The sequence below is a fragment of the Alteromonas sp. ABH4_452 genome, from assembly GCF_056311825.1.
This window is the reverse complement of record NZ_CM149973.1, coordinates 3,206,529-3,232,618: the sequence shown is the minus strand read 5'-3', so window position 1 is coordinate 3,232,618 and position 26,090 is coordinate 3,206,529. Positions and strand designations below refer to the sequence as shown.

General features: G+C 44.4%; 20 protein-coding genes. 5 read left to right on the top strand and 15 right to left on the bottom strand.

The genetic code is table 11. From position 1 onward, the window contains the following. Positions 1-14: 14 nt before the first annotated feature. The 4 genes from ACYX4N_RS13790 to ACYX4N_RS13775 all read right to left on the bottom strand — a co-directional run bounded on the left by ACYX4N_RS13790 (position 15) and on the right by ACYX4N_RS13775 (position 6,224). Positions 15-1,949, bottom strand: a complete 1,935-nt coding sequence (locus ACYX4N_RS13790; protein WP_476054433.1) for an EAL domain-containing protein — start codon at positions 1,947-1,949, stop codon at positions 15-17. A gap of 299 nt (positions 1,950-2,248) precedes the next feature. After that, complete coding sequence (locus ACYX4N_RS13785) at positions 2,249-3,316, bottom strand: MBL fold metallo-hydrolase (RefSeq protein ID WP_476054432.1); 1,068 nt, start codon at positions 3,314-3,316, stop codon at positions 2,249-2,251. Between the two features lie 163 nt (positions 3,317-3,479). Beyond that, entirely contained in the window at positions 3,480-5,003 is a 1,524-nt protein-coding gene (locus ACYX4N_RS13780) for an FAD-dependent oxidoreductase (protein WP_476054431.1), read from the bottom strand. Positions 5,004-5,069: 66 nt separating this feature from the next. Next, positions 5,070-6,224, bottom strand: a complete 1,155-nt coding sequence (locus tag ACYX4N_RS13775) for an aromatic ring-hydroxylating oxygenase subunit alpha (RefSeq protein WP_476054430.1) — start codon at positions 6,222-6,224, stop codon at positions 5,070-5,072. 153 nt (positions 6,225-6,377) lie between these two features. On the opposite strand from ACYX4N_RS13775, the gene ACYX4N_RS13770 reads away from it, so the two are divergent. Next, positions 6,378-6,959, top strand: coding sequence for a TetR/AcrR family transcriptional regulator (locus ACYX4N_RS13770; RefSeq protein ID WP_476054429.1), 582 nt, complete (start codon positions 6,378-6,380; stop codon positions 6,957-6,959). A 332-nt stretch (positions 6,960-7,291) separates the two neighbouring features. Then, entirely contained in the window at positions 7,292-8,944 is a 1,653-nt protein-coding gene (locus tag ACYX4N_RS13765) for an AMP-binding protein (protein ID WP_476054428.1), read from the top strand. Positions 8,945-9,110: 166 nt separating this feature from the next. Here ACYX4N_RS13765 and ACYX4N_RS13760 read toward each other — a convergent pair whose 3' ends face one another. The 4 genes from ACYX4N_RS13760 to ACYX4N_RS13745 all read right to left on the bottom strand — a co-directional run bounded on the left by ACYX4N_RS13760 (position 9,111) and on the right by ACYX4N_RS13745 (position 16,153). Then, positions 9,111-12,158: an efflux RND transporter permease subunit gene (locus ACYX4N_RS13760; RefSeq protein ID WP_476054427.1), complete on the bottom strand. Its 3,048-nt coding sequence runs from the start codon at positions 12,156-12,158 to the stop codon at positions 9,111-9,113. A 3-nt stretch (positions 12,159-12,161) separates the two neighbouring features. Next, positions 12,162-13,295: an efflux RND transporter periplasmic adaptor subunit gene (locus ACYX4N_RS13755; protein WP_476054426.1), complete on the bottom strand. Its 1,134-nt coding sequence runs from the start codon at positions 13,293-13,295 to the stop codon at positions 12,162-12,164. Between the two features lie 268 nt (positions 13,296-13,563). Beyond that, positions 13,564-15,501, bottom strand: a complete 1,938-nt coding sequence (locus ACYX4N_RS13750) for a monovalent cation:proton antiporter-2 (CPA2) family protein (protein WP_476054425.1) — start codon at positions 15,499-15,501, stop codon at positions 13,564-13,566. 1 nt (position 15,502) lies between these two features. Further along, entirely contained in the window at positions 15,503-16,153 is a 651-nt protein-coding gene (locus tag ACYX4N_RS13745) for an NAD(P)H-dependent oxidoreductase (RefSeq protein ID WP_476054424.1), read from the bottom strand. Between the two features lie 291 nt (positions 16,154-16,444). On the opposite strand from ACYX4N_RS13745, the gene ACYX4N_RS13740 reads away from it, so the two are divergent. Continuing rightward, positions 16,445-16,939 carry an acyloxyacyl hydrolase gene (locus tag ACYX4N_RS13740; protein ID WP_476054423.1) on the top strand — a complete coding sequence of 165 codons (495 nt, stop codon included), beginning with the start codon at positions 16,445-16,447 and terminating at the stop codon, positions 16,937-16,939. Between the two features lie 145 nt (positions 16,940-17,084). On the opposite strand, the gene ACYX4N_RS13735 is transcribed toward ACYX4N_RS13740, so the two are convergent. Together ACYX4N_RS13735 and ACYX4N_RS13730 are read right to left on the bottom strand one after the other, a co-directional pair. Beyond that, positions 17,085-19,382, bottom strand: a complete 2,298-nt coding sequence (locus ACYX4N_RS13735) for a xanthine dehydrogenase family protein molybdopterin-binding subunit (protein ID WP_476054422.1) — start codon at positions 19,380-19,382, stop codon at positions 17,085-17,087. Further along, the gene (locus ACYX4N_RS13730) at positions 19,379-19,870 is read right to left on the bottom strand and encodes a (2Fe-2S)-binding protein (RefSeq protein WP_476054421.1); all 492 of its coding nucleotides are present in this window, start codon (positions 19,868-19,870) and stop codon (positions 19,379-19,381) included. Before ACYX4N_RS13730 ends, ACYX4N_RS13735 begins: the two co-directional genes overlap by 4 nt. A 283-nt stretch (positions 19,871-20,153) precedes the next feature. On the opposite strand from ACYX4N_RS13730, the gene ACYX4N_RS13725 reads away from it, so the two are divergent. After that, the gene (locus ACYX4N_RS13725) at positions 20,154-20,513 is read left to right on the top strand and encodes a winged helix-turn-helix transcriptional regulator (RefSeq protein ID WP_476054420.1); all 360 of its coding nucleotides are present in this window, start codon (positions 20,154-20,156) and stop codon (positions 20,511-20,513) included. An 84-nt stretch (positions 20,514-20,597) separates the two neighbouring features. Here ACYX4N_RS13725 and ACYX4N_RS13720 read toward each other — a convergent pair whose 3' ends face one another. Continuing rightward, positions 20,598-20,873, bottom strand: coding sequence for a putative quinol monooxygenase (locus ACYX4N_RS13720; RefSeq protein ID WP_476054419.1), 276 nt, complete (start codon positions 20,871-20,873; stop codon positions 20,598-20,600). Positions 20,874-21,233: 360 nt separating this feature from the next. Here ACYX4N_RS13720 and ACYX4N_RS13715 point away from each other — a divergent pair, with 360 nt between their 5' ends. Next, positions 21,234-22,523 (top strand): diguanylate cyclase, encoded by a 1,290-nt coding sequence (locus ACYX4N_RS13715; protein ID WP_476054418.1) that lies wholly within the window; start codon positions 21,234-21,236, stop codon positions 22,521-22,523. A gap of 28 nt (positions 22,524-22,551) precedes the next feature. Here ACYX4N_RS13715 and ACYX4N_RS13710 read toward each other — a convergent pair whose 3' ends face one another. The 4 genes from ACYX4N_RS13710 to uraD form a co-directional block, all read right to left on the bottom strand. After that, complete coding sequence (locus ACYX4N_RS13710) at positions 22,552-23,832, bottom strand: urate hydroxylase PuuD (RefSeq protein WP_476054417.1); 1,281 nt, start codon at positions 23,830-23,832, stop codon at positions 22,552-22,554. 44 nt (positions 23,833-23,876) lie between these two features. Beyond that, positions 23,877-25,172 carry a guanine deaminase gene (gene guaD, locus ACYX4N_RS13705; RefSeq protein WP_476054416.1) on the bottom strand — a complete coding sequence of 432 codons (1,296 nt, stop codon included), beginning with the start codon at positions 25,170-25,172 and terminating at the stop codon, positions 23,877-23,879. A gap of 5 nt (positions 25,173-25,177) precedes the next feature. After that, on the bottom strand, positions 25,178-25,504 hold the full coding sequence (gene uraH / locus ACYX4N_RS13700; protein ID WP_474855833.1) for a hydroxyisourate hydrolase: 327 nt from the start codon (positions 25,502-25,504) through the stop codon (positions 25,178-25,180). Between the two features lie 79 nt (positions 25,505-25,583). Then, positions 25,584-26,087: a 2-oxo-4-hydroxy-4-carboxy-5-ureidoimidazoline decarboxylase gene (gene uraD, locus ACYX4N_RS13695; RefSeq protein ID WP_476054415.1), complete on the bottom strand. Its 504-nt coding sequence runs from the start codon at positions 26,085-26,087 to the stop codon at positions 25,584-25,586. Between the last annotated feature and the right edge of the window lie 3 nt (positions 26,088-26,090).

The following is a 26,090-nucleotide window of genomic DNA, read 5'->3' as shown; positions in this document are numbered from 1 at the left end:
CAAAAAGCGCTGTATTAATACACATTCCACAGTGACGGTTTGGCAAAATAGTAGCCCTGCTGATGATCAACCCCTAGCTTATTCAACGCCACCGATTCCGCCTCGTTTTCTACCATTTCGGATATTACCTTTATATTCAAGCCCTTGGCTATGCTAACAAGGCTTGAAACAAATAGCTGGTTGTCTTTATTTGTATGAATACCTTGGGTCAACCTGCCAGAGAGTTTTACAAACTGCGGTTGTATCGCCCGAAGGCCAGATAGTGAAGCAAAATTATCACCAAAACGCTCAATGGTAATGCCACAGCCTATGCTAATTAACTGGCGGCAAAGCGATTCTGTAACCTCTCTATACTGAATTAAAGCGGCATCTTCTACTTCAAAAAACAGTCGATGGCTTAGGGCCTTGCGCTTAGCGATTTCTTTCACTAACCAGTCTCTAAACTCAGCATTCGCAATGGAAGCTATGCTCAAGTTCACAGCAACATGTTGTGAGGTTACCTCTAACTTTTTCAGAACGATAGTAGTGACAAGCTTGTCTACCTGTGGGATAAGATCTAATCGCTCCGAGGCCGGAATCAGCTGCGCCATAGGAATTACGTCATTCGTGTCCTTATCTTTGAAGCGTCCTGAAGCTTCGTAATAGGCGGGAACGTTTTGGTCTGTGTTCATTACAGGCTGTATCATAATATCTGCGTACTGTTGAGACACAATGTAATTCAGTCGCTCACGCCACTGGGTATTGCTATGCACTTTTGATATTTCGGATGCCAGCTGCCAGCCACTTTGGGTTTTCATTGCGGTAATAAGAGCGCTATCTACACTTTCCATGATTTGCGGCAATGTCATAGTACCGACAAACCGCGTGATCCCCATGAAGGTTGCTTTTGTTCCATCTCGAAGCGGTGACGCGCTTAAACATTGCTTCGCGAGATTGTTAAGCATAACTTCTCGTGCTGCGCTTTCCATTGCTTCGCTAATGAGTGCGAAATCACCGCCCGACAATCGAAATACAAAGCGGATATTGTGGTTGTTTTTGGTTTCTTCTACCAAAATGTTTGCCACCGCTTTAATGTAATTATCGCCCGGTACCATACCCAATTTTGTATTTATACTGCCTAAGTGAGCTAGTCTGACAATAACAAGCTCTTTTTCTTGCGCAGAAGCATTTTCATTTAATAGAGCGCGCATATGACGCTCAAAAGCGCTTCTATTTGCTAGCATCGTGAGCGAGTCTTTACTGGCTTCTTTTTTGAATAGTTCTGATTGACGCTTTAGTTCATCGAGTTTAGTGGATAATGTGCCTGCAAGTGAGTTAGCCGCTTCAGTTAATGGCTTAAAATCTTCACTCGACGCCGATATTTCAGGCGACGTGAAATTATGGCTGCCAATTTCATTAAGCTTTTTTACGGTGTCGTCAACGGGGCGTTTTATGCGCCGGTTGACGAGTAGAACGAAAAGTGAAAGAAGCACTGCGAGGACGAGAAAAGCAGCGATATTTTTAACGAGTACAGTGATGAAACTAGCCGAAAGCGTACCTTTATTCGCCGTAAGTACGAGGTTGTTCTCACTATTGTATAAAGCGACGCGCTTCACATATGCAGTGCTTGGGTCAACGAGTGAATACCACGATGGCACCGTGTTTTCACTTACGGCGTTTGCGCTCAACGCTTCTTTACCGTCTGCGCCAATAATCGATGCGGCAAAAATGTTGGGTTGTGACACAGCACTTTCTAGTAGAGTTTCAAGCAATAGACGCTGGGCTTGAGGGGAAAGAGGAACCTGTTGAGCAACAGCCTTCTTATAAACTAACGCACTTATTTCAGCCTGCAGCGTTACCGCCTCGGACGCGTTTAATTGCAACTTACGTAATTCGGCGACAGACAATGCAGTAAATGCTAAAAGCAAAAGGGTTACAATACCCAAATTAGTTTGGCTAGATAGCTTCATTACTAGCAGTTATCTCCTTCGACTGAAAAATTGATTTTCGCTTTAGTGGTCACTTAGCTTTACTGTGCAATATTATGCAAAACCACGCTGAGCAATTTACACTCAAAGCGCACTGCGCCTATATTTAAAAACGCACTGAGCCTACACTCGAAGCGCGGTACTAATGCTTAAAAACGCGACGCTTAAATAATTGTAGCTTATACGATGGATGAGTGCGAATTATACAATGTAACCACAAATGTACAGTAAAACAAAATGTTAAGCGAGTAGTAATAAAGCGTTTCCCTTGCCTATACGTTTTACCTGTTATCCAGCCACCATGTCTTATTAGGCGCTTCACCAGCATGTTTTATAGGCACTATTTCGCCAAAAACCGGAATGCTGGTAGGGACACCTTTGGCACTGGCAAGTTTAGTAATTTTTATTAAGGGCTCGTTCCAATTATGCAGCGCTAAATCAAAGGTGCTGTTGTGCACTGGCATCATAACGCTGGCTTGAATATCAATATGTGCTTGCAGGCTCTCTTCAGGCATCATATGAATCTCAGACCATAGCTCGTTGTACGCGCCGGTTTCAATCATCGACAAATCAAACGGGCCATATTTATCTCCAATCGCTTTAAAGCCTTCAAAATAGCCCGAGTCACCGCTGTAGAAAATATTCGTAGTTGAAGATTTGATCACGTAGCTAGCCCAAAGGGTTTCATCTTTATCAAATAAACCTCGGCCCGAAAAATGCTGAGACGGGGTGGCGACAATTTCAATATCGCCAATCTCAGTGTTTTGCCACCAATCCAATTCAACAATTCTGTTTGCATCTACACCCCAGTTACGTAAATGATTACCTACTTTTAGCGGTGTGATGAACATGTCCACTTTGTTTTTTAATATTTCAATACTGCCCTTATCTAAATGGTCGTAATGATCGTGACTTATGATAACGGCATCTAATTTAGGCAAGTCTTCCAGTGAAATTGGCGTTTGGTGGAAACGCTTGGGTCCCATCCATTGAACGGGAGACGCCCGTTCACTAAATACTGGGTCGATCAATATATAACGCTCGGCAAGTTTCAATAGGGTAGTAGAGTGGCCCAGCTTTATCACGCTATCTTCTGCAACTGCGTCAAGCATTCGTGGTGTAAGTGCCGACACGGGGATGTCAAACGTTGGCGTTGCAGAATCTCTATTGTCACGAAAATACGCTTTAGTCACTTTCCACATGTCTCGCCATGTCGTTTTATATTCGATATGCGTATTAGTGAATTTTTCTGGTTGTGACGCGCTTGCAGCTAGGGTGTTTGAAGAACCACAGAAAGATGTCATAAATAAAACTCCAATAAGAAAGCGTGTGCGATTAGAAACGGGCATGCTCTCACCTTTTAATAAAGTATACTGCACAGTGTAGTTTACTCATAATAAACTAACTTTGTTAAAAGTAAACTGTCGGGTGTAGTTTTTGTTGCTTTGTCTGAAGTTTGGGCTGTACTGACAGATTTAACTATGAAGCACAATTACTTTGTAATACGGGATGCTAATCTGGGATGAGTCGAGCGAATGCTTTTGCAGAGCTAGGTGTATTAAAGCAACCTGTTAACACATAGCCAATGGTATTAAACTTATTGTCGAGCAGCCTTGCACTAACCCCTTTATTACTTTGTTCTTCAATTATCCAACGATTGCGGCCACTAGAAGTATGAATGGGTAGCACCATGTTTATAGGATGACAGCTGGTTTTCACAACTATGGGCATAATGGGGTAGGACAAATACTCGGGTTGCTTCCCGTTCATTTTTTCGTTGGCCAAGTTTGACGCCAGTAACTTAACTTGATTCAGTAATGGCGCGATGTAGGGCAGTACTGCGCCAACCCGCTCAGGCTTATTATCAGCAATTATATGAGCGCCTGCATCGTCATGCTGTGTTGAAACTTGCGCACAGTCTCCCACGGCAAATACATCTGGTGCCGATGTTTCTAGGTTACTATTGGTTAAAATGCCTCGCTGACACGAAATGTCAGCGCGTAACGCCAACTCAATATTGGGCTTTACACCAATTGCTGACAGCACAAGGTCGCTTTTAAATCGCTTGCCGTTAGCAAGCAACACTTCTACGCCCTGCCCATCATTTTCAACACGCGATACAGTAGTGTCAAAATGAAATGCTGCACCTGCCTCTGCTAATGCATGAGTGAGTGAAGTAGAAGCTTCTTTGGGCAGCAGCGCGTTGAGCGCACTGGGTTGAGGGTCGACAATACTCACATGAACACCTGCCTGCAGCAGGTTATCAGCAAATTCACAGCCAATTAAGCCAGCCCCCATGATCGTAATGTGGCGAGCATGCACGGCGTCGGTAATGAACTGTCCATAATCCGTGAGGTTATTCACAACGCGAATCTTGTGACTTGCATTACCCTCAATAGCTGGCGTCATTGCCGATGAACCTGTAGCTAGAACTAACTTGTCGTAAGGCTGCTCTCCACCACCTTGAAGTAACACGCATTTAACGTACGTGTCGATATGTTCTACCAACGTATTAGTAAACAGTCTAACGCGATATTGGCGTGAAAAATCCGAAGCCGAACTTTGCGTAAGCGTAGCGACACTTTTTTGTTGAGCATAAGCATTAGATAGCTGAGGCTTGCTATAAACCGTGCCATCATCTGCACAGATAACAACAATGGGCGTATGTTTGTCGTGTTGACGGTACGATTTCACAAAGTTAACGCCTCCCATGCCCGAACCTACAACCACAATAGGAGCATCGCTTGCATCGTCGTGCTGAGTTCCTTGGCTGGCTAGCGGCTTTGTGCTTGCAGGGCCTTCACCGTCAAAGGGTTGGAGCGATGCCTTTTGCGTGTTCATATGCTCAACATCGCACACGTCAGCCACTTGTTTCATTTGAAAATCGCGCTTACTAATGCCACAGTCAGGGCAGCACCAATCGTCGGGGATGTCTTCCCATTTGGTACCTGGAAGTAAGCCTTCTTCAGGGCAGCCTTGCTCCTCATCATATAGCCAACCACAAGCCTGACATTCCCATATTCTATACTGCGACATAGCTTCTACCTCACCGAGCCTTTTGTTTTATAGCCACTAAAGACAATTTTTTATGCAAAACAGTCGTTACACTGAAAGAAGTGCATCAAGCTCTTCATTAAAGGCGTGTAAAGCCCACTCATTCTTACCGTATTGAATGTAGGGCAGGGCGCCGCTTTCTAACGATGATTGGATAGACTCACCCAAAGCCCAATCCTCGTTGAGCGTGGTATTGGTGATGTCGTGGTTTTTCTGCCAATGACGAAGCTGATTAATATCGTTAAGATCGGCGCTCTTGGGGATTAAGGTCGTAATAGTAATTTCGGTTTCTCCCGCGCTCAGTGGGCGAAAGTTAATAAATTCCACGTGTTCCTTTTGTATAAGCAGCGCCGTATTCGGCAGCAACATGAACAGCGTGTGGCTATAGTCGTGCAGCGATAAATCATCTGTTGCCTGTGCTTCCTCAGACGACAGGTTCTTTGTGGGCATAACTACCCGGTAATGCATATCAACCTTGTCAATTACCGCAACATTGTTGTAAAAAAACGGCGCAATGGTCTCTTTGTGTGCAAATGCAAAGTGATAAGTCTCAAGTCCACCTTCAGAAAAGAGCTTCCAATTACCCTTCCATACCCTAGTAAAGCGCTTGAAATGCGTTAGTTCATCTGCTTTAAGCCACTCAAGGTGCGCATTCATACCTGCCAAGTGTCCCGTTAAATGGGCTTTGATATCTTCATTTTCAGCAGCGCTTGGGCATACCCATATAAAGCCATACATTTCGATGCTAGGCAGTGCAATTAAGCCATTGTCTGACTTATTGGTATTTGGAAAGCAGTGCTGGTGACCTGGAATGTTGTTAAGTGCGCCATCAGTGGTATACGACCATGCGTGGTAAGGGCATACAAACTGTTTGCTACACCCCGAGCCTTCAACTAATTTCGCACCTCGATGTCGGCAGGCGTTTCTAAATACATGCACGAGGTTGTTAGAGTCGCGGCTGACAATCAGTGAGCCCATGGTTGTCTTTACTTCCTTATAGCTGTCAGTCTCACCTACTTCAGAGGCATGAGCCACAATGGATGGTAAAGTATTAAACACCTTTTTTACTTCATTGTTGAATCGAAATTGACTGGTATATCTGTCGGTGTCTGAACGCACCTCAATATCACCCAGTGAGGTGGTTTTGTTAGCGACGTTTTGTTTCGCATTTTTAATCAACAACTTTTCGATATCGGTGTTCATGATGTCACTCCTAAACGGGAAGCGTATGTTTTGACAGATCAAACGCGGTATATGGGTTTAAGTTTACTTACCATTTGGTAGGTTTTTACAAAATACCTACCAGGTGGTAAGCTGTCAATATACTATTTACACTTTTTGCTTTGGAATGATGAAGTGAAATTAAAAACGAAAGATAAGTTATTGAGTACCGCCACAATTCTTTTTTCGAAAAATGGTTTCTATGGCACAAGTATTAACGATGTTGCAGCGGAGGTTAGCGTTAGCAAACAAGGCCTGCTGCACCATTTCCCATCAAAAGAAAAACTTTATGCAGCCGTAATAGCGCAGGCGGCGCATCATCTCGTCGATTTGGTAGAGGAAATAAAAACTGAATCAGATAATGCGCAAAATCAACTATTCGCACTATTTAAAAGAATGGTATGTGCTGATGAAGAACGATTGAGAGTAATTATATTGCTTATGCGTGAGTTACTTGATAATCGCGAACGAGCTGAACAGGCACATAAGTGGTTTTTACGCCCGTTTCTCGATGATGTTGTAGGTATTGTAACGAGCGGGCAACAACACGGGTACTTTAAAGAGCAGTCACCGTTTGCTTTCGTGTATCACTTGTTGGGCGCAACGCAGTACTATGTGGTTTCCCGTCCCACGCTCGACAAGCTTTATACGCGTGAAGAGCGGGAGCTACACGAAAAGCAGCACATGGAGATGTTAAAGGGCATTATTTTTGATTAATAAGCGCACCTTGCATGGGATTGCGATAGGTGCTTCTCTTTCTCGAAGTGAATATTGACCCTTGATAGGGCCAATATTCAACCTGTTTCTACAAATGAAAGCTAATGGAAAGCCATTAAAACACTCTTTCTCTTCCGCTAACGGTTTGTTTGTCTCACAACCCTCAATTCCTAGTCCTACCAAAAAATTTTGCCACCTCTAAGCGATCAAAATTTTTTACAAATAATTTTATTGTTGTTGACAACCTACCAGTTGGTAAGTTATTCCTATTTGGCCTACCAGTTGGTAGGTTTTAGTTCCCTTGTGCCTAACTAACTGCCTAAGGATGCGAAATGATGAATGATGTACTCCCTTTAAGTGCGCTGAGCCACAACTTTAAACATCTTGCTGTGAAACCGGCATTTTACCAACCTGATGGTGTAAGGCAGCGCGTATGGACTTGGAAAGAAGTAGAAAAAGCGGTGCGATCGTTAATAGGTGGTTTGCATGATTTAGGGCTGGGTAAAGGCGATGCTGTGGCAATTTATGGCAAAAATAGCGCCGAATGGATCATAGCTGACTGGGCGATAATGCTGGCTGGTATGGTTTCGATCCCCATTTACCCAACTGCAAATGAAAAAACGCTGGCTTTTATTATTGAGCGCACAAAATGCAAGGCTATATTCATTGGAAGGCTTGATGATAATCAAATAGGTATGCGGGTGTTTCCTTCTTCACTTGCACAGGTAGCACTTCCTTATGGTTCGATTGACGGCACAATTACATGGAAAGATTGGATGGCACAAAAGTCGTTTACCGGTGAGTTTTTTAAAGGGGCGGCTGATAGTGTTATCAGTATCATGTACACATCGGGCTCGACGGGCACGCCCAAAGGCGTGGAACTTACACAGCTTGCATATGCATCATCATGTGCTGATACTGCAAGATTGTTTAACGTAAATCAAAGCGATAGGCTCTTTTCCTATCTACCTCTTGCTCATATTGCCGAACGTGTTGTTACCGAAGGTATGATGATTTATGCCCCAGGAGCAGTGACTTATTTTTCCGAGTCACTTGAAACCTTCATTGATGACCTGAAAGCGGCAAAACCAACTGTTTTTTTCTCAGTTCCTCGCCTATGGGCCAAGTTTCTTGCTTCAATTTATCACACTGTTCCCAAGAAAAAACTGTCAGCGCTGTTAAAGGAGCCTTCTATAAATCAAAGTATTAAACGAAAAATAAAATGTAGTTTAGGTTTCGAAGAAACAAGAGTTTGGGTATCGGCTGCCGCACCAATCGCGAGAGAAATAATTGAAGAATTTGAAGCCCTTGATATCTATATTTCTGAAGCCTGGGGCATGACCGAGGTAACGGGGGCAGGGTGTATTAACTATCCGTTTAAATCTTCGATGATAGGTACAATAGGCAAGCCCTTTACTGATGCTCAGGTTCGTCTTTCACAAGATAATGAGATTCAGGTGAAAGGCCGCAATGTATTTAACCGTTACCATTTAAACCCAGAGACAACCGGTGAAAGTTTCACCGACGACGGCTGGTTTAAAACCAAAGATAGAGGCGAGTGGGACGAACAGGGCGCTCTTAAAATTGTAGGGCGATTAAAGGACGAATTTAAAACTACAACGGGAAAGTACATTATTCCTTCTCCTATCGAGGCAATAATGTGTAATCACGACATTATAGAATTAGCGTGTGTGATGGGGAGCAACAGGCCTCAACCTTTCGCGGCAGTTGTACTTAGCGATACTGCATTATTATTAGATAAAGACGCTATTAGACGAGAGCTTGAGCGGTTTCTTCAAAATACTAATGAAAGCCTAGAAAACCATCAAAAGCTAAGCCATATTCTTGTGGCAAGTGAGTCATGGACAGTTGAAAATAATATGCTTACGCCGACGATGAAAATTAGACGCTTTGAAATTGAGACGAGATTTAGAGAAGCTGCATTAGCACTCAATGACCAAGCAAAAATTTTGTGGTGTGAATAACAAATAGTAAAGCTGGCAAATTTTCAAATGGCTTGTTTAAACAGCAGAAACTTAGGCCAAAATGGCATCTGTTCAGTAACCTTTTGTAGGCATTAGCGCCAACATAAAAAAGCTGGCAACCTAAAAAAGGAGCCAGCTTTTTTTGTACAATTTGCTTGTAGGCTTTTTACTCAGACTTTATACCGTGGAACGTACAGTGCAGCACAGGCAATATAAGCAGTGTAAGTACGGTGGCAACAGTCAAACCAAATACAATGACTACCGCCATTGACGCGAAGAACGCGTCAGAAAACAACGGGATCATGCCTAGTATGGTAGTAATGGCTGCCATAGAAACTGGTCGTACACGAGACACCGATGCTTTAACTACGGCATTAAACGCATCGTTATTACCCTTAGCCTGCACGTTTATCTCCTCCATCAACACAATACCGTTTTTAAGCACCATACCGATGAGGCTTAAACTGCCAAGCAACGCCATAAAAGTAAATGGAGCACCAACGAGCACTAAGCCGCCGATAATACCGATAGTAGTAAGTGGTATAACGCCCCAAATCGCTAACGCTTGGCGCAATCTACCGAACAGCAATACGGTAATGATAAACATACCCAAAATTCCAATCGGCATGCTCGAAAATAGTGCGCTTTGTGCATCAGTCGAGGTCTCGTACTCTCCGCCCCATTCGATGCGGTAACCATCAGGCAACTCAAGATCATCTACAAGAGGTCTAACTTTCGCCTGCACGCTGGCTGCCGTTTCGCCCGATAGGGGCAAAGGCTCTGCATAAACGGCGAGCATGCGCACTCGATTACGGCGCTTAATGATAGGGTTATCAAGGGTCACATCCACGTTGCTGATCACGTCAGCCATGCTGATGTACTTACTTTGTTCCTGGCTCCATACGTTAAGCGAAGCGAGGTTATCAATGTCATAGCGCTGATTAGGATCGTTGCGCATGACGATAGGTATTAAATCGCTGCCCTCGCGGTAAAGGCCAACAGTTTCACCCTCGTTATTCAGAAGAAACGCAGTGTGCACAGCATCTCGTGTTACACCAATACGCCTGGCTTGTTCTTCCAAGAATACTGGCTCAACAAATGGCACTTTATTACTCCACGACAAACGCACGCTGTCCATGGTTTGTTCTGCTTGGAATATAGCTTCTACGTCACTACTTATCTCACGTAAAACCTCAGGCTCGGGCCCGTATATTCTGGCCTCAATAGCCGCTTTCGCAGAAGGACCTACCTGAAGTGCTTGCACTTTGTACTGCACATTAGGAAAGGTTTCGCGAAGTAACTCAATGATTTCTCTCATTCTAGCATCGCGAGCTTCCACCGTATTGGTTTCTACGATAAGTTGCCCGTAACTTGCGTAGCGGTCTTCAGGTGAGTAAGTCAGGGTAAGACGCTGTGCGCCGCCGCCTATTACGCTGGTGATATTAGCGATGTCAGGCATATCCATCACTTTTTCTTCTAAACGGCGTATCGATTGTTCAGTCGTTAAAATATCGCTACCTTCTGGCAGACGTAAGTCAACAAAAAAGAGCGGAGTAGATGAGTTAGGAAAAAACGCGTTTTTTACGAATTTACCCGATGCAACGCTACCGACTAAGGCAATTACGACAAGTACAATAGTGATATACCTATGATTAATCGCAGCGGTAAGTATTCGTTTATAAACGGTGAAGATAATACCTTTATAAGGGTCATCATCTTCATCATTTGATTGGCGCTCTTTATTTGTATTAAACAGTAAGTCGAAAAAGAAAGGCGTAATAGTAAGAGCAGTGATCCAACTTAAAAATAGCGAGAAGCACAGTACCCAAAACAGTGAGCCAACGAATTCACCAGTAGCATCCGGAGAGAGCCCAATAGGTGCGAAAGCGGTAATGGCAATTACGGTGGCGCCTAGAAGAGGTAAACCGTTTTGAGACACTACGTCTTTCGCCGCCTGAAGCTTAGTTTGTCCTTTTTTAACGCCAATTAACATGCCTTCGGTAACTACGATAGCGTTGTCGACAAGCATGCCGAGGGCGATGATAAGCGCCCCTAGAGAGATTTTTTGTAACTCAATACCTTTGATTGACATCATGATAAAGGTACCAAGAATAGTCAGTACGAGAATAAGCCCCATCAAAACGCCACTGCGCCAGCCCATGAAAAGCAATAGTACAAAAATAACAATGGCCACGGCTTCAACAAGGTTAATCAAAAAGCCGGTTACGGAGTCGTCAACCACCGCTGGCTGGTTGTAAACCGTATTAAGGCTCATGCCGAGGGGCATGCGTTGTTCTAATTCGGCAATTTTAGTATCAAGACGCTTGCCCACATCAACTACATTTACTGCAGACGCAAACGACACGCCAATAGACAGGGCAGGGGTGCCAGAACTATGGTAAAGAAGCGAGGGGGTGTCGTTAAGTTTGCGCTCAATAGTTGCGATATCGGTGAGGCGAATTAGCCCGCTTGCCGGTGAGCCAATAACAACTTGACCTAATGCTTCTAAGTCATCAAATTCGCCGGTGGGCTGTATGGATAAGCGTTTGCCCTGAACTTTAATTGAGCCTGCATTACCCACCACATTTTGCGCAGTTAACAAACCAGCGATTGATTCTGCAGAAATATTGAGGGCTTTCATTTTATCGTGATCTAAAGATACGATAATTTGCTCGCTAACAGTGCCGGCAATGGAGACTTTTTTAACGCCCTCTACAAGTTGGATTTCTCGCTGCATTAGGTCAGCAAAATCTTCTAACTGTTTTAATGAGTAGTCTTCGCTCTGCAAGGTCATTAAAAGTCCATACACATCACCAAAATCGTCATTTACGATAGAGGTGCTAGTGCCCGGAGGCAGGGATGCCTGCGCGTCATTTACTTTACGGCGCAAATTATCCCAGTATTGTTCAAGGTCCTTAGCCTGAACGCTACTTTTAAGCTCTACCGTAATTTGCGATAGCCCTACCATGTTTACAGAACTAATGCGCTTTACATTGGGTATACGCTGAATAGCCTTTTCAAGCTGTAGCGTGACTTCTTCTTCAACTTGTTCGGGCGTTGCGCCTGGATATTGGGTAATAACAAGTGCGTTTCTGATAGTAAATTCTGGAAACTCTAGTTGACCCAAGCCAAGAAACGTCACAATACCGCCAACACCTAAAATGATAGCGACCATCCAGCTTATTACTTTTTGACGAAAAAAATACTCGACCATGATTTACAGGCCTCCTTCTTTCGTCCACTCAGTTACAGATTGGCCTTCTTTTACTAAATGAGCACCTGCAGCAACGATTTTATCATCGTCGTTTAGCGGGCCTTCTACGAGTAAGCCGTTAGAAATTCCCCGTGTGATCATAACTTCTACCGCTTCGACTGTACCTTTTTTTGCATCATTGCTATCTGGTTTGAAGCGCCACACAATGGCTTTGTCTGGCTCTGCATTGTCTGTAACTACAGCGCCAAAAGGGACTAACCAAAGTTTCGCATCAGATTCAATGAGCTTGGTCATATCAAGTAATACGGTAGCGCTCATGCCTGCCAATACATTAATATCGTCTGGTTCTGGCAGGGTAATGGTCACTTCATAGCTAAGTTCACCTTGACGCGTGGTGCTTTCGTGATCCTTGTACATAGCCGCGTAACGCTTTTCTGGCATGCCGGAAAAGGTGACCCACGCCATTTCCGAGGTACGGTTTTCACGGGCTCGAGAGCGATCAATCATGCGCATTTTTTGCTCTGGCAGCTGAAACGTTACGTCAATCGCGCCTGGCATATGAAGCTCGGCGATGGTTTGCTGAGGCACAATGACTTGGTAGTTTTCAACGGGTACAGATGCAATAAGCCCAGCAAAAGGAGCGCGAAGCTCAGTGTAACTGAGTTGGTCTTGTGCATTGGTAAGGCTGGCTTTAGCCGCTAAAAAATTGGCCTTTGCTTCATCAAAAGTAGAGCGGCTTACCGCGCCTTTCTCAACTGACGCTTCCATACGTTCAAACATAGCTGAAGTCACATCAAACTGAGACTGGGCGGTGGCGAGTTGTGCCTTTGCGTCTCTGTCGTCAAGCCGCGCGATAAGCTGGTTTTCTGTCACTTCTTCGCCTGCTTTTACTTTAAGCTCTTGAAGTTTACCGCCAATGCGAAACGAAAGGTTTGAATACTCAGCCGCCTCTACTTGCCCTGGGAATTTCGCGATGGTCTCGTCTGAGTGTTGAACTTTATAAAGCGTTACCGGTGTTGAAGATACAGTTTTAGGTGGAGTAGGGGCGTCTTCACACGCACTTAAGCTAGCAAGTGCAGCAAATGCAACCGCAACGCGCACAGCTGCTCGGTTAAAGAGACTCTTTTTAGACAACATGGTAACTCTCCATTTAAATAAACCACTTTCTTATTCCCATTTTGGCGATGGGTTATCTTGTATTACGCGTCTATTCACCATTTTTAAAACGGATGGTATAAAAAACTAATATACGCTAACTTCAATGTACTTAAAGGTTATAGCGTTATTTTTCGTTTTCGATCAGAATTTTCGTTCACAAATTCAAGTGCTAACCAGCGAGTTTACGTTAACATCTTCGACCCGTAGTACGAATGTGCAACAGAGTTATCGCTAAGTTACGCGCTAATTACTTGTCTTCTTTATCTGGATTTTCATCGGGCGCTAGCTTTTCTGCGTACCCTTTAGGCGGCGGAGTCCAACCACGCATTTTCGAATGTTTGTCGTGTAAATCTGCTTTAAGCGCACCTTCGATTAGTGACTCCAGTTCAATAAAGAGCTTAAGGTAATTATTATCAACCCGTTCGCCACTGGCTTCATCCACCCACGCGTGATAAAGCACATCGTTTTGTTGCGTCTCAATATTTTTATAGGCCATCTTTTGTCGTTCAACCTGGAAGGGGTGAATATTGAGTGAGCGTAATGCTTCTGCGCCCATCTCTAGCGCACTGTGATAGGTTTCAGATACTACATAATCTGCGCCCAGCTGGCGCAAGCGGTATCCATGACCACGGTCAAAGGCACGTGCAAGCACTTTAGTGTTAGGGAATGAATGCTTTGCGTACTTTACCATTTCTGCGGCTGTTTCTCTGTCGTCAATGGCGATAACCAACAAAGAGGCTTCGTGTGCCCCAGCGGTATGCAAAATGTCAGGTTTGGATGCATCACCGAAATAAGCTTTGGTGCCGATACTTCTTATTAGATCTATTTGCTCAGAACGAATATCGAGGACAACGGTATTTACATCGTTGGCTACTAAAAGACGGTTAATAATTTGCCCAAAGCGCCCAATTCCTGCAATAACCACGGTACCTTTTTCGTCGATAACATCTTCGTCACGTTGTGATTTAGCGTTTTTATAGTGAGGAATTATGGCTTTGTCGAATAGGATGAAAAGCCCTGGCGTTAAAAACATAGAAATTGCCACGACTAACGAAAGTACTGAAATGATGTCGCTAGGCAACACGTAGTTTTGCGAGGCGAAACTTAACAATACGAAGCCAAACTCCCCCGCCTGTGCCAGGCTGAGTGTAAACAGCCATTTATTCTTACCCTTTATTTTAAATAATAAGGCAATAATAAATAGAACTATGGCTTTAATCAGCATAACAGCAAGGGTTAACCCTGCGATTAACACCGGGTTTTCTGAAAGCACAGAAAAGTTAATACCAGCACCTACCGTAATGAAAAATAGGCCCAGCAATAATCCTTTAAAGGGTTCGATATTGGCTTCAAGTTCATGTCTGAATTCACTGTTTGCTAAAACTACACCAGCCAAGAATGCACCAAGGGCGGGAGAGAGACCTACAAGTCCCATTAAGGCGGCAATCCCGATAATGAGCATAAGCGCGGTGGCCGTAAAAATTTCCCGTAAACCTGATGCAGCAACAAACTTAAACAAAGGACGGCTTAAGTAGTGCCCGCCAATGGTAAGAAAGGCAATTGAGCTAATGATCACCAGGCCAGAGGCCCAAGGGGCGAGTCCTTCCACTAAATTGAAGCTATCGTGCGAACCTGTGTCGCCGCCATGCGCGTTGCCTGCTTCTACCAACTCGGGTATGGCAAGTAGAGGAATAAGCGCCAGCATGGGAATAACGGCGATATCTTGAAACAGCAAAACGGAAAAGGCGCTTTTACCACCTTCTGTTTTTTGCAGCCCTTTTTCTTGCAACGTTTGTAAAACAATAGCGGTTGAAGAAAGGGCGAATATAAGGCCTATTGTAAGGGCAATGCTAAAAGGCTGATCAAGCAATATGGCTACGCCAGTGATAAGTGCTGTGGTTAGTGCTAACTGCAGGCCGCCTAAGCCCATAAGTTTAGACTTCATGGCCCAAAGCGAACGAGGCTCTAGCTCTAGTCCAACTAAAAACAGCATCATGACTACACCAAATTCAGCAAAATGCTGAATTGCGACAGTTTCGTCACCAACAAGGCCGAATATGGGGCCAATCACTAGCCCTGCTATTAAATAGCCTAATACAGACCCTAAACCAAGGCGCTTCGCAATGGGCACTGCAATTACGGCGGCGACCAGATAGATAAATGCATATAGAAAATAGCCAGTCACATTAATCTCCTTGAGGTGTACAAAGGTCTGCCAGATTCTCGATGCGCTTTGCTTTTTCTAAATCGAGGGTGTTCGACGTTAATTTATTAAGCAGGGTTGACCACTTACCCCTATGTTGAGCTACCCGGTGTTCTTCTTGCGCAGTACGCGAGCCAAATATTGCAAACGGAGCGATGTAGGTCATATGGGTGATTTGTGCCATTTGCTCTAAAGGCTGAAGTAGTTGCCTGATGGTGTAGTGATTGAAACCTTCAGTTTGATAGGCTTCTTCTTTACCGCCTGCACTTAACGCACAGAGAAACAATTTGTCTTTAAGTGCAGTACCTTCGTGGCCGTAGGCGAACCCGTATTCCAAAACCAAATCTTGCCACTCTTTTAAAATAGAAGGTGTTGAGTACCAGTAAAGAGGAAACAGAAAAATAATAACATCGTGGTCAACTAAACGCTGCTGTTCCCGTTCTATATCAATATTGAAATCGGGGTACTCTGCGTAAAGGTCAATGGCGGTAACGTGTTTATTTAACCTGGCTTCATGAAAAAGCGGCACATTCACTTCGGAGTGCGTTTGTGCTGGATGAGCAAATAAAACCAGTACTTTTTTACTGTTCTTAGTGCTCTCAATACCATGTGCATTGGAATTTTCGTCGGTCATACATCTCTACTCAGTGTTACAGCCAATGTTTTTTAGCCAATTAGGTTTTGCCTATATTGACAATATTCCCAATCGTCAGCGAGTACCAGTCTAATTCTTAATGCAATATCTACGTTTAGAGCAAATAAGAATGTGTGTTTCCTCAAAGTTATAAGGTTACCAATCTTTAGTAGGTTGAAAAAAGTGACCTAATTACTATTATGAACTAACGAATGGAAATAGTCCCGCCAATAGCTACAAAAAAGCTTCGACGGTACGCAATTATTAACTTTTACGTAAATCAGTATAACCATGAAAACACCAGTAAAAACACTCGCACTTGCATTATCTTTACTTTCACCTTTTGCATCGCTTTCCACTAATGCTCTACCTCAAGGCACAGAACTCAAAGCTGGGGCTGCGGTTTGGAATCTGTTTGATGACGCAGACCGTTACGCTTTACATGTGGCCTATGTTCACAAACCGCTTGAATCATTCTATGGCGTGCGACCTACAGTACTTCTGGTAAACGCAGATCAAGGTCAACACTATTTCGCGGCGGGTTTGGCAAAAGACGTTTACCAATACAACGATTTTTCTGTACGCGTTGCTTTTCATGCCGGTATTGTTGATGAGTCTGAAAATTTAGGCGACACCATTGAGTTTTACTCATCGCTTTCTGGTTTATACAACATTTCTGACACCTTTTCGCTAGAGGCTGAAGTTGGTCATATTTCTAACGGTGGGCTAGGGGACACCAACCCGGGTTCGGAATCGTTTGTATTAAGTGCTCACTATCTCTTTTAGTAAGTAGTTTATATATCCTAAGCGTTCAAAACGCACATCCTTTTAGTAAAAAACAACCCGCAAAAGTGCGGGTTGTTTTTTTACTTTGCTCATCTATTCCATGCTTAGTATCAACTTTCTAGTATTAATACTAAATAGCTAGACCCTAAGCGTTCAGCGCCTCTTTGAGGTCGCTTGATAACATGGGGAGATGTCGCAACCTTACGCCCACTGCATCATAAACAGCATTACCTACAGCTGGTGCTACGCCAATAACCCCAGGCTCACCTAGTCCCACTGGGAATTCGTCACTTTCAATGAACTCGATGTCCATATCGGGTACGTCATTCATTCTAAGCGGCTGGTAAGTGGTTAAGTTTTTCTTTGCCACGTAGCCGTCTTTTATCTCATTGTGTTCGAATAGCGCAAGACTAGTTCCCCATAGTAAAGACCCTTCCATTTGTGCCATAGCGCCATCTGGATGAACGACAATTCCCGCGTCAGCCACTACCCATAATTTTTTAAGCGTGATCTTACCGCTACTTTTATCTACGTGAACATGTGCGGCAGTAGCAAGCCATGCCGGCATGGTGCGTTCTTGGCCCGCAGTATTGCTATAGCCAATGCCTTCGTTTTCACCAAGCGCAATATTAGCCGTCTTGTCTTTAAGCTTTTTCAAAGCGTGAGCTAGACGAGTTGCTCCGCCTACGCTTTCAGGCGCCTTACCCGCTTGCTTGCCTTTGCCGTCTAGCATAGACAGTCTAAAGTCTACGGGGTTTTGGTTAGCTTTATGTGCCACTTCGTCGATAAAGCTTTCAAGCCCCCACACTATCCACCCTTGACCTACAGAGCGAAGCCATCCTGGTGTAAAGGTTTCTTGCGCGACTTTGTTGTTTATCACGCGGGCGCGGTGGTGTTGCATGGTATACCAGTGGTCAGCCCCTGAAGCAGAAAATGGGTCAACCTTGCCTTTACCATCAACACCGTCAGGCATAAAACCAGGTGCCATCGCCAGCGTTGGCCAGCCCGCAGCAAGTGCGTGCTCCATACCAGTGAAATTCCCAGCGTCGTCGAAATAGGCGTTAAATAACGACGTCGACGCTGAGCGAGGTTGGTCGAACATGGCATCGTCAGGGCGCATAAACAGCATTTTAACCGGCTGTCCGGCCGCTTTCGCGGTAAGTACTGCTGGAATAATCCAGTCACCAAACAAACGGCGTCCAAAGCCTCCGCCAAGGTAATATTGGTGAAGAACAACGTCAGAATCAGGAACTTCTGCGGCTTTTGCTACTGCAGGCAGCGTAAGTCCTTGCCATTGATTGCCCGTATGGACATGCCATTTTTCATCTTTAAACTCAGCAATCGCGTTTACTGGTTCAAGTTGGAAATGACTAGCTGTTGCCGTGGTATACAATGCTTCAATTGATTCAGCCGCCTGCTTTTCGGCATCTAGGATACTTCCTTCATCGACAAATAATGTGCCTTCACTTCGGTCGCGGCAGATTCGCTCGCCTTCTTTTTGAATATCAGCTTCATTAACGTTCACAGTCTTACCTGCGTTATAGCTGACTTTCACCTTATCGATAGCTTTAATTGCCGTGGGATAATCAGAGGCGAGAACCGCAACCCATCCTTCGATGGTACCCGACGGGTCGCTGAGAACTTTGTACCCTTTATAGCCTGGCAGTGTTTTCGCTTGGCTGTCATCTACCTTGGTGACTTCACTGCCATAACGAGTAGGTGGAAGGATGGGGCGTGCGTACAGCATGTTGTCTACTTCAACATCAATACCGTAAACGGCAGTACCATCTGTTTTAGGAGGTATATCGAGTGCTTTATATTGGTTACCCAGCCCAATAAGATGTTTCTTATTTCCGGGTTTAATCGGTAAGTTCTCTAATTCGTCGGCCGAATAAACCTTATCAATATTGCCGTTCGCAACAATGTCGCCGTAGCTGATTTTCTTGTTGCCGGATACCACAAAGCCCGCGTTAGCTTCACAATCTGATACCGGTACACCTAATAATTTAGCACCAGCACTAAGTAGCACTTGGCGACCAGCAGCCCCAGCTTGCGACATAGGTTTGTAGGTTTGGAAAACAGACCATGAACCGCCCGTCACCATGTAACCCCATTTGGGGTCAGTATCAACGTGCACAATCGAAACTTTGTCCCATTCGCACTCTAATTCGTCTGCTAAAATACGCGCTAAAGCCGTGCCTACATGCTGCCCCATTTCAGCTTTAGCAATATTCACCGTCACATGACCCTGGGTGTCCATCTCAAACCAGATGTTAGGTGAAAATGTTTTGTTTTTTATGCCTTCTTTAGCTGATAACACGGATGGAATTGCCGAAGCGCCAAACGCCATGAAAAGTGATGTCTTCAAAGAACCCGCCATAAATGAGCGACGAGACAAGTTGATTGTGTCTTTTTTCTCTTTAGATAGGTCTTTAATGCTCATGCGTTTTCACCTTCTGATGAAGCTTTTGGGTCGTAATGCTGTACCGTAGAGTTTGCGGCGCGCTTGATCGCTTTTTTTATTCTTGTGTAAGCCATACAGCGGCAATAATTACCATTCATGTGGTTCACGATGTCTTGATCGCTAGGATTCGGGTTGCTATCCAGTAGTGTCGCTGCTTGCATAATTTGACCAGACTGACAGTAACCACACTGTGGCACTTGTTCTTCAACCCAAGCCGATTGCAAAGGATGCTCACCGTTTAAACTTTCGATTGTATTGACCTTCTTTCCGTTAACGAGAGAGACAGGGTAAGAGCATGAACGAATAGCATTGCCATCGATATGAACGGTACATACACCGCACATGGCCACGCCACATCCGAATTTAGTACCTTTTAAGCCAAATTCGTCGCGAATGATCCAAACAAGGGGCGTATCTGAGGCAGCGTCCGTCTGCACTGTTTTTCCATTTAATGTAAATTCAATCATGGTAATCATCACCGTGAAGTTAGAGTCTAAATGCTCTCCCCAAGGTAAGACTTGGTTTGAACGGTCTGCATTGCCTGTGTTTTGCCCAACATTATTGTTTACTCGTATCAGTCTTTTGCTTTGGGCTTTAGTACTTTGTGAACCTTTTATTTATAAAGTAGACTAATTGACGAGAGTTATACGACTGTCAGCCAAAATGGTTTATGTGGTATAGTTTAGTTACCTTGTTCAAACAAACAATCAGTATACTTTTAGTAACTAGGTGGCTTTTTTTGGGGATTTAATGGAAAGTGTAATAAAAACAGACGCTAAGGGTAGAAAAACCGTTTTAAATACGTGCACAGAGCCTTGCGCGATTGAGCGTGGTATGCGCTTGATTGGTGGAAAATGGACAGGTTCTATTATTTATCATTTAAAAGACGAACCTGTTAGGTTTAATGATTTGTGTAGAATGCTTGGCGGTGCCAGCCGGAAGATGGTTGATCAGCGTCTTAAAGAGCTAGAAAACAACGGCATGGTCATTCGCAACGTTATCGACTCTCGTCCAATTGCGGTTGCCTATAGTCTCACTGAGTTTGGGCGCTCAGCGCTAGATATTCTTGAACAGTTAAGAGTCTGGTCTGAAAACCATACGAACGACTAAGCTGTAACGTACAGATTATAAAATAGTGGAAACGGTGAGCGTTGCTGTTCACCGTTTTAAAAACTACCGCGTAAGATATTTATACTACATTGATACTAGCGGCAGTCTGAGCACCTTCTCAACAAGCGCCCCCGCTTTATCCTGAAAGCCTTTAAAGTGCGCTGTTGCTTCATGAGCATCAAGCGCAGCTTGAGATTCCCATTTCTCGGTTATAACAAATACACCGTCACCAGATGAATGTAGGTCATACATGATTGCGCCGGGCTCTTCACGGCTTGCTTTTACTAGCGGTGTTAAAGCTTCTGACAACTTGCTCTGCTGATCAGGTTTAGAATAAATAATGACGGAGAATTCGATCATAACACTGTCCTTTCAAAAAGAGTTAAACATAAGCACCTCAAGAATTTTAGGTTAGCGTTTAAAGTCAAGTCACCGCTTTTTTAAGATAAAATGCACCTTTTTGAATTTTGTGCTCTAGATAATGCTGACGCGCACGTAACTTCTTCTATCTAAGCCTTTTTCTTAGTTATATTCATTAGCTAATACAAAAAACTAATCTATACTCACCTATACTTAAGTATAAGTAATGGATTTGGTTGTAACGTCCTGATTTTCAGAGGCGCGAAATTAAAGAAAAATAAACACGCTATAAACTAACCTAGTGAATTAAACATTATTTTTAAGGCGACGGAATGCACCTATTTAGCGGGGCGATGCCCTATGTTTGAAAAAACCTTTCACTTGTGCCCGGTAGGGCTTGCTCATGTTAGTGTGGATGGGAGCTTCATTCGTGTGAATAAATGCCTATGTGACTTTTTAGGCTACACAAACGAACAACTTACCAAACTAACGTTTCAGGAACTAACCGCACCTGAGTATCTCGCTGAAGATCTGGATCATTTAGAAAGTCTCTTAGAAGGCGATATTGAGAGCTATACGCTTGAAAAACGCTATCTAAAAAAAGACGGAGAGCAGGTATGGGCCCAGCTGACGGTTTCCCTCGTCAGAGACCAGCAAGGTAACCCAGACTACTTTATTTCTGTGGTCGAGGATATCGACGAGAAAAAGCGTATTCAGTCTGAGCTTTTCCAGATCGACGCTTTGTTCAGTAAGATCGTAAGCGCATTTTCGGACAGAACTTTCATTTGGGTTGCAACACCAGATTTTAAAAAACTGCACTACGTTAATGATGGATATGCAAATATTCTCGGTCGCAACGAATACGAACTCTACTGTAATCCTATGAGCTTTATCGACCATGTCCATGAAGATGATAAGGCCCGGGTGTTAAAACAGTTTAGTCAGCGTCCTTTACAAAATTGGGATATTCAATACCGTATTTATGATGCGAAAGGTGAGGTGAAATACCTTCATGACCGAGGCAGTTTAATCTATGACGATAGAGAGATGCAGTCGCTTATTTTAGGCACCGCAGACGATGTAACTAAAGAGAAAACACAGCAGCAGGCTTTAATGAGTGCTGTAACTAAATTAGAGCATCTTTCTAAAACCGACTCGCTTACTGGGCTTGCCAACAGAAGAGAGATCTTCAGTCAGTTAAGCGATGAGATTGCTCGAATGGGAAGAGGTCAAAAAGCGTCTACACTCGTTTATGTTGACCTAGATAAATTTAAAGAAATAAACGATAAATACGGGCATAAGATAGGCGACAAAGCCTTAGTTGAGTTCTCTAATAAAATGGGGGCACTTTTGCGCGATAGCGACAGGTTTGGTCGTATCGGCGGTGATGAGTTTGTAATTTTGCTCTATGGAACAGACGAATCTGAAACTGCGGCATTCTTTGACAGAATTCAAGACAGTAAATTTGAACTACATACAGAGGGAAACAACGCCATTCCTATCAACTTCAGCGTGGGCTGGGTGCAGTGGAACGAAGGTATCGACTCTGTTCAAGAGTGGCTCGACCGAGCTGATGAGGTAATGTACGAAAAAAAGCAACGTGGGCAAGCTATAGCAGCGAAAAGTAGCGAGTGGAATAAAGCGATGTAGCGCAAACTGCTACATCGCTCATCGTATTTTATTGCTGTCGCTGTGCAAACCAGCGAGCTATAACTTGCCTTTCTTCTTCGGTCATTTTTGTTTTGTTCAAAAATGGCATGTCTTTAGTCACAGTGGTTCTTCGTACTACTTGTGGCGCGAACCTCTCAATATCTTCCCATGAATCTAAGACTACGCCTAAAGGTGCCACTTTGAATATCTCGTCGGTTGGTGTGCGCGAGTGGCAGCTTACACAATGAGTTGTGATTAAACTTGCCACACGTTCGTCACTAACTACCGATGAAGTTTCGTTTGCTATCCCGCTTGCCGGCGCGCTTAATTCAGATTGGTTCGCCAACTGCGAGTTCATAGTTGAAGAAGATAGTGCGTCATCATGACTTAACGGTTGAGTTGAAGATGCTTGTGGCCAAGATACCCATAGCGCGATTGCAAGCATGGCCACAGCGCCAGAGACTAAAATACTTGGTTTAGTTGTACCCACGTGACGCAGGTTAAAGAAATGACGTATCCACGCGGCGGCGGCCATAATGGCAATAAGTACAAGCCAATTTTGCGGATGCTGATAGGTCATAGGGTAGTGATTTGAAATCATGATAAACAGCAAGGGCAGCGTGAAGTAGTTATTGTGCACCGAGCGAAGTTTTGCGCTGGCGCCCCACGCTGGGTCTATATCTTTCTTGTCAGCTACCGCAGCCACCATTTTGCGCTGGTTAGGCATAATGTTGAAAAACACGTTACCTGCCATAATAGTGCCAATAAGGGCTCCTACGTGAATATAGGCGCCACGACCGCTAAACCACTGGGTAGATAAATAGCTAACAACACACACTAAAGCAACTAACCCAATACCAAAAGCAAGAGGGTATTTGGCCAACGGGCTACGACATGCAAATTCGTATATGGCTAGTCCACCGAAGATTAACCCCAAACCTAATGATATTGCCGTAGCTGGCGACATAGCGTTGACCGAAGGGTCGATAAGGTAAGCGCTGGCGCCGAAATAATAAACAATGATCAAAAGGGCAAAGCCTGATAACCAGGTCGTATAAGCTTCCCATTTGAACCAGTGTAATGTTTCAGGCATTTTTTCAGGACCATAGGCATATTTGGCGACCTCGTAGAAGCCACCCCCATGAATGGCCCACAAATCACCTTTGATTCCTTTGTCTTGTTTCCACTTGGGGGGCGTTCGCAAGTTGTTGTCTAGCCATATGAAGTAAAACGACGCACCAATCCAAGCTACACCGGCCACAACGTGAAACCAACGTACAAATAAACTTATCCAATCTAGCCACGGCATTATTATTCTCCTTATTTAGGGCCGGCTGGCCCTACAGTAGCTTGTTACTCTTTATCTTCTTTGATGTAGCGGCAGTTACCGCTTATCCACGTCTGCTCAATAGCGCGGTCATCACCTAAAATGCTCAACGCGAAAAACACATCATCGAAGTGTGCATCTTCTTTTATTCTCAACCGTGTTAATTCATCGAACCTTGGCTCTACAACGATAAAGTCTGCGGTAGAACCTGGGTTTAAGTTACCAATTTCATGGTCAAGCGCATGGGCCACTGCTGCGCCTTGGGTCATAAGATAAAACCCTTCCAACGGGCTAATGGGCTCGTTGCGCAACTGACTGACCTTGTATGCATCGCCATAGGTCTTAAACATGTTAAACGTGGTTCCTGCGCCCACATCGGTAGCCATGGCAACATGTACTTTATTAGCACGCGCTGCGGTCATATCAAAAAGCCCGCTGCCTAAAAACAAGTTAGACGTAGGGCAAAACGCAACCGTAGCGCCGCTCTCGCCAAGGCGCGCCCATTCGTTAGGCGTAAGGTGGATACCGTGGCCAAACACTGCGCGCTCCCGCACCAAATTGTAGCTGTCGTAAACATCTAGATAGCCGTCAGCGTTAGGGAATAAGCTTTTTACCCAAGCAATCTCGTCTAAATTTTCAGACAGGTGGGTTTGAATGAATACGTCGGGATATTGCTGGGCAAGTTCGCCTAGTGCGGCAAGCTGGGCTTCTGTGCTGGTAGGGGCAAAACGAGGCGTAAGCGCATAGCGATTACGACCCTTGTTGTGCCAAGTCTCAATCAACTCTGCACTATCAGCTTGCGCTGTGTCAGGGCAATCGTTCAGCGCACTTGGGCAGTTTCTGTCCATACACACTTTACCAGCCACTATCGCCATATCAATTTCACTGGCGGCGCTAAATAGTGCTTGGCTACTGCTTTTATGAACGGTAGTAAATACAAACCCCGTTGTGGTGCCGTTTTTAAGTAGCTGGTTTAAAAATACTTTAGCGATGGTGTCGGCGTGTTCGCTATCGGCAAACTGCATTTCAGTGGGAAACGTGTAGTTTTCTAGCCAACTCAAAAGCTGCTCACCGTAGTGGGCAATACTTTGGGTTTGCGGATAATGCAGGTGGCTGTCTATTAAGCCTGGTAAAATCCACTTGCCCGAAAAATCAGTGACAGTGGCGGCAGGGTAACGTTCAGCTAGGTCACTAAACGGGCCAATGTCTTTTATTTCTTTGTTATCTACTAGCAAGCCACCATCTTTAAAAATGGCAATGTCATTATCAAATTGTGTGGTTTGTTTAGGAAAGTGCGCAATGCTTGCACGAAAAAGCTGCATGTTTATTAGCTGCCCCTGTAGCTGCTGAAACCGAATGGAGAAATAAGAAGTGGTACGTGATAGTGACCGCCATTCTCAACAAGTTCAAACGTAATATCAATGTGTGGATAGAAACTGCTGCCATGAGTTTGTGTTAGGTATGGCTTGCAGTGAAAGCGCAAGGTATAAACTCCTGCAGCAAAACCATCCTCAACGCCCCAATTTTTAAAGCGGCCATCACTGTCTGTTTCACCAGAAAGGGTGCTGCCGTCAGGTAGTGTAAGGGTAAGTTCAATGCCTTGTGCAGGCTTACCCAAAGTGGTGTCTAGTATGTGACTTGAAAGCGTATTCATACTCTAGTCCTTAAAATTCTTTCAATTCGCATTACTTTTTATGCGGTATAGCGTTTTGGCCGACCAACAACGCCCCGCCTTAATCTAATGCTTTGTTAATACGTAAAAGTGTTATCTTTATTTGCTGTGTGGCTGCATTGGCTATTTCTTGCTGCGTGGTATTCGGCAGCCTTTCTCGCAGAGCTTTCAGCATAGTTTGCGCAGAAAGCCCGGTGGCACAGATAATAAAAATAAACCCATGCTTATCTAAATAAGCGTGATTAGCTTCTTTTAGTTGATGCAAGACGGCCTCAGACGCACTAGCCGCACCTGATTGTTCGCCGGCAGCAATAGCTTTAGTGTTGGCAAACTTTTTACGCAACGAGTCTACGTCACCAATCATTGGGTGCGCGGTAAAGGCTTCTAGGTAGTCATCGTCGCTACATTTTGCCCAAGCATCTTTTGCTTGATTAACCAGGGCGTCTTGATCGCTGTAAGGGCGGGCTTCTACCATTTGGTAGAGCCATGCTTTTGCCGCGCAGCATTGCTCAAACCAAGAAAATGCTTCGTCAGCGCTTAGTGTATTTAATTCAGTAAGTGTCACTGC

Bases quoted from the DNA above. Each gene is read 5' to 3' on its own strand.
- ACYX4N_RS13790 (WP_476054433.1), bottom strand. From the start codon at position 1,949: ATGAAGCTATCTAGCCAAACTAATTTGGGTATTGTAACCCTTTTGCTT.
- ACYX4N_RS13785 (WP_476054432.1), bottom strand. From the start codon at position 3,316: ATGCCCGTTTCTAATCGCACACGCTTTCTTATTGGAGTTTTATTTATG.
- ACYX4N_RS13780 (WP_476054431.1), bottom strand. From the start codon at position 5,003: ATGTCGCAGTATAGAATATGGGAATGTCAGGCTTGTGGTTGGCTATAT.
- ACYX4N_RS13775 (WP_476054430.1), bottom strand. From the start codon at position 6,224: ATGAACACCGATATCGAAAAGTTGTTGATTAAAAATGCGAAACAAAAC.
- ACYX4N_RS13765 (WP_476054428.1), top strand. From the start codon at position 7,292: ATGATGAATGATGTACTCCCTTTAAGTGCGCTGAGCCACAACTTTAAA.
- ACYX4N_RS13760 (WP_476054427.1), bottom strand. From the start codon at position 12,158: ATGGTCGAGTATTTTTTTCGTCAAAAAGTAATAAGCTGGATGGTCGCT.
- ACYX4N_RS13755 (WP_476054426.1), bottom strand. From the start codon at position 13,295: ATGTTGTCTAAAAAGAGTCTCTTTAACCGAGCAGCTGTGCGCGTTGCG.
- ACYX4N_RS13745 (WP_476054424.1), bottom strand. From the start codon at position 16,153: ATGACCGACGAAAATTCCAATGCACATGGTATTGAGAGCACTAAGAAC.
- ACYX4N_RS13740 (WP_476054423.1), top strand. From the start codon at position 16,445: ATGAAAACACCAGTAAAAACACTCGCACTTGCATTATCTTTACTTTCA.
- ACYX4N_RS13735 (WP_476054422.1), bottom strand. From the start codon at position 19,382: ATGAGCATTAAAGACCTATCTAAAGAGAAAAAAGACACAATCAACTTG.
- ACYX4N_RS13730 (WP_476054421.1), bottom strand. From the start codon at position 19,870: ATGATTGAATTTACATTAAATGGAAAAACAGTGCAGACGGACGCTGCC.
- ACYX4N_RS13725 (WP_476054420.1), top strand. From the start codon at position 20,154: ATGGAAAGTGTAATAAAAACAGACGCTAAGGGTAGAAAAACCGTTTTA.
- ACYX4N_RS13720 (WP_476054419.1), bottom strand. From the start codon at position 20,873: ATGATCGAATTCTCCGTCATTATTTATTCTAAACCTGATCAGCAGAGC.
- ACYX4N_RS13715 (WP_476054418.1), top strand. From the start codon at position 21,234: ATGTTTGAAAAAACCTTTCACTTGTGCCCGGTAGGGCTTGCTCATGTT.
- ACYX4N_RS13710 (WP_476054417.1), bottom strand. From the start codon at position 23,832: ATGCCGTGGCTAGATTGGATAAGTTTATTTGTACGTTGGTTTCACGTT.
- guaD (WP_476054416.1), bottom strand. From the start codon at position 25,172: ATGCAGCTTTTTCGTGCAAGCATTGCGCACTTTCCTAAACAAACCACA.
- uraH (WP_474855833.1), bottom strand. From the start codon at position 25,504: ATGAATACGCTTTCAAGTCACATACTAGACACCACTTTGGGTAAGCCT.